Annotated in this window: 3 protein-coding genes; 2 read left to right on the top strand and 1 reads right to left on the bottom strand. The window is 71.0% G+C overall.

Features of this window, described 5'->3' with window-relative positions:
- The first annotated feature begins 788 nt into the window (after nt 1-788).
- Nucleotides 789-1,307, top strand: coding sequence for a hemerythrin domain-containing protein (locus tag C5508_RS18935; RefSeq protein ID WP_104526460.1), 519 nt, complete (start codon nt 789-791; stop codon nt 1,305-1,307).
- Nucleotides 1,308-1,465: 158 nt separating this feature from the next.
- Here C5508_RS18935 and C5508_RS18930 read toward each other — a convergent pair whose 3' ends face one another.
- On the bottom strand, nt 1,466-2,545 hold the full coding sequence (locus C5508_RS18930; protein WP_104526459.1) for an SDR family oxidoreductase: 1,080 nt from the start codon (nt 2,543-2,545) through the stop codon (nt 1,466-1,468).
- 231 nt (nt 2,546-2,776) lie between these two features.
- On the opposite strand from C5508_RS18930, the gene C5508_RS18925 reads away from it, so the two are divergent.
- A complete protein-coding gene (locus C5508_RS18925) occupies nt 2,777-3,352 on the top strand; it encodes a dienelactone hydrolase family protein (RefSeq protein ID WP_104526458.1) in 576 nt (191 codons plus the stop codon).
- Nucleotides 3,353-3,647 lie beyond the last annotated feature (295 nt).

Raw genomic sequence — 3,647 nt, 5'->3', positions numbered from 1 at the left:
CTCCTGCGGCGCTCACCTCGTAGCGCTGCTGGCCTGGCCCCGGGGTGGGTGGGTTCGGGCAGGTCGACGACGTCGAGGACCTCGGGGCCGCCGAAGCGGGTGATCCGTACTGCACGCCTGCGGATGAGGCTAGGTGTACCGACCGCCGGGGCCCTGGCGTCGAGCGACTGTTCCCGACCGCGGAGGAACCAGTGCCGGACGACGCCGACTTCTCCCATGTCAGTGCGACGGAGCTTCGCCCGTCGCGTCCGAGATCGGGAAGTTCACCGACACAGCTCGTCGACGCCTGCGTCGCCCGGATCGAGGCGCGCAACCCGTGCCTGAACACCGGCGTCGCAGCGACGTCGAGAACGCCCGGCGGGCCGACCGTGAGGCGGAGAAGGCGCCCGTCGACAAATCGGACTGGTCGACGGGCTGCCCGTGGGCATGCAGATCCAGGGACGTCGGTACGCCGACAGCGACGTGCCCGCCGTCAGCGGCACCTTCGAGTCGCTGCGCCCTAGGGCCGACAGCCACCACGCACCGCCGGATCGCCCCCGGGGACCCTCGGCCTGGGCTCCACGTCCGTTTCCGGCTTCCCGCTCGTGCGATCCACTCGACTGAGCGATGTCGTCGTGGGAGCCGGGAGCGACAGCAACGCAGCAGCGGAAGGCTCGTCGCTCGGGGACCGGGTGCATGGATGATCTCCGGTCCCTGGTGAGGAGTGGACGGTCACCCGGGTCGAGGGGGCGAGCGACTGGTCCTGCTCCATCCGCCTACCTTCCTCTCGGTACGGGTAGGCGGTCCGCATGTCCGACTTCGAGATCACCGCCCTCGTCCTGGCCGAGCACGAGGTCTTCCGGCGAGAGTTCTCAGCGCTCGAGGACCTGTCGGGCCAGGAGCTCGCCGCCGCGTGGGAGTCACTGCACGCCAAGCTGGAGGTGCACGCCGTCGCCGAGGAGCAGCTCTTCTATCCGCTGCTCGCCCAGGAGGCGGGGGGCGAGGAGGAGACGGCGGAGGGTGTGCACGACCACAACGAGATCCGACACGCTGCGGCCGCTGTCGAGGAGCACGAGGTCGGCAGCGAGGACTGGTGGACAGCGGTGAGCGCCGCGCGGCAGATCAACGCCGACCACATGAGCGAGGAGGAAACGGACTTCTTCCCTCAGTTCAAGGAGTCCGTCGACGACGAGCAGCGCGAGGCCCTCGGGATGCGCTGGTTGGCATTCCACGACGAGCACGAGCAGGCCGACGGGCTGTCCGGCGGGGACGCGGAGGTGGCCGAGGTGGTCGCGACCGAGGTGCCGGAGGGCGACCCGTCTCTTTGAGCACCCCGCCTTTTCGAGGGTGGCCGGCCGTCCGGCCGGACACCCGGTCACCTGGGTTCTCATCGCCCAGCTGCTGATCGCCGGGGCCTTCAGCGCGACCCGCGGCGACCGTTGAACCGGACTCCCAGCTGTGCTGATGGACCTCCGACCAGGCGGCGTCAGGGGATGATGCGCGCTGCGCGGTACCGCTCGACGTAGCGGAAGAAGCTGTCGCGGCTGTCCCGGCTCTGGGTGAACCCGGCCTTGCGGCTCTTGTTCATGTCGGTCAGCACCTCGATCTCCCGCCCGAGGTCACTGTCGGTGTGCCACCAGGAAGCGATCCGGCCGAGGTCGGGCTCGACCAGGCCGTGGTCCGCGGCGATCCCGGCCCAGACGTCCTCGGTGCCCGCCATGCTCTCGGTGAGCGTCCGGACCCGTCCCTCGTACCCCTCCCACTCCACGCCGAAGTGGGCCGCGATCTGCGGCCACAGCCAGCGCCAGCGGAAGACGTCACCGTTGGCGGTGTTGAACGCCTGGTCGTGGCCGGCCTCGGAGCCGGCCGCCCAGATGATCTGGTCGGCCAGCAAGTCGGCGTCGGTCACGTCGGTCACGCTGTTCCACTGGGTGCTCGACCCGGGGAAGACGAAGGGCCTGCCGAGCCGCTTGCAGATCGCGGCGTACGCCGACAACGTCAGCACCATGTTCATGGCGTTGCCCACGGCGAAGCCGAACACCGTGTGCGACCGGTGCACGCTCCAGGTGAACCCGGCGCGGGCGGCGGCGGCGAAGAGCTCGTCCTCCTGCGCGTAGTAGAAGTTCGGCGCGTCCAGCCGCGGCTCGTCCTCGTGGAAGGGTGTGTCGGGCATCTCGCCCTGCGCGTAGGCCTCGAAGGGGCCGAGGTAGTGCTTCAACCCTGTCATCAGGGCCACGTGCCGCTCCGATCGGGTCGGCTCCAGCGCCTCGAGCACGTTGCGGACGGCGGCCCCGTTCACCGCGATGTTCTCCGCCTCGGTGGCCTGCCGGGTCCATGCCGTGATCGCGACGAGCTCGGGTGACAGCCCGGCCACGGCCGCAGCCAGTCCTGCGGCGTCCGCCAGGTCGGCCTTGACGGGGTGCACCCCCGGGCCGGCGACCCGCCCGCTGCGGGAGAGCCCGTGCACGTCCCAGCCCTGGGCGGTGAGCCGTTCTGCCAGGTTCTGGCCGACGATCCCGGTGGCACCCACGACGAGGGCCTGTCGCGGGCGGGCTGGCGCAGTCATCTGTCCGGGGTCTCCTGTCAGTGGTGCACGGGCCCCACGTGGCCCGGCGAGTGGTCACCGGGTCGGGCGCACGTGCACCAGGAGCGTTCCACCGTCCAAGACTCACCGCCTGGTGGGGCGGTGACGACCGGCTCTGGGAGCAGCGCCCGCTGGTGGGCGCCGGTGTGCCCGCGTACTGGCAGTCCTCGCCGACCGCATCCGCCAGCTCCACGACCAGGACCAGGAATCCGCATGACCCAGGCGCCCGATTCCATCGTCCCCACTCACCTCGTCGACCCGGTGGTGAGTGGCGACTTCGATCTCTACCTGCCGGAGCAGGGCGGACGACCGCCCGTCGTCCTGTTGGTGCACGGCCTGTTCCAGCAACCGCCGCCGGTGAGCCCACGTGGGACGCCGTTCTTCCGCGCCTACGCCTCGCAGCTGGCGCAGCGCGGCGTGGCCGCCGCGATGATCGACCACGAGCTGACCGGTGGCCTGCACTATCCCGAAGCCGCGGCGACGCTCGACAAGGCGCTGTCCGTCGTGCGCGGCCGCAGCGACGTCGACGGTGACAAGGTGGCCATCTGGTTCTTCTCCGGCGGCGGTCCGCTCGCCTTTCCGATCCTCGTCGCCGGCCATGACTGGCTGCGGTGCGTGGCGCTGACCTATCCCTTGTCGCCCACCGAGGACATTCCCGGCTGGCCGTCACTGGCCGACGCCCTGCGCGGGCTGGGTGAGACTCCTGTGCTGCTCACTCTCGTCGAGCACGAGACTCAGCGTTCGTGGCCGGACAGCAGGCGCTGCTCGAGACGCGGCCCGCCGGCCTGACGACCATCGGCGTGCCTGGGCACAGCACGGCTTCGACACCGGCGCCGACACGGAGCGCGGCCGCGCAGCGGTCCTCCAAGCCCTGACAGCGGTCGTCGGCCACCTGGTCGAGGCGCCCTAGGCGGCGGGTGCCGCGGCGCAAGGTGACCGAAGCAGGTGATCGGCACGGCCCGCATCCCGCAGGGCCGGGAGCGCGGCGGAAGACAGGGACCCACGCGTCAGAGCGACCGCGCACGCCCGGATCTCCCCTAGAGTCCGTCGATCGCGGGGGCCGACGGAGGGGGCGGGACATGGG

It is taken from the genome of Blastococcus atacamensis (assembly GCF_002938425.1).
Taxonomy (GTDB): Bacteria; Actinomycetota; Actinomycetes; order Mycobacteriales; family Geodermatophilaceae; genus Blastococcus; species Blastococcus atacamensis.
Note: the sequence above shows the minus strand (reverse complement) of the source record. Positions and strands in the feature narration are given on the sequence as shown.

Bases quoted from the DNA above. Each gene is read 5' to 3' on its own strand.
- C5508_RS18930 (WP_104526459.1), bottom strand. From the start codon at position 2,545: ATGACTGCGCCAGCCCGCCCGCGACAGGCCCTCGTCGTGGGTGCCACC.
- C5508_RS18935 (WP_104526460.1), top strand. From the start codon at position 789: ATGTCCGACTTCGAGATCACCGCCCTCGTCCTGGCCGAGCACGAGGTC.
- C5508_RS18925 (WP_104526458.1), top strand. From the start codon at position 2,777: ATGACCCAGGCGCCCGATTCCATCGTCCCCACTCACCTCGTCGACCCG.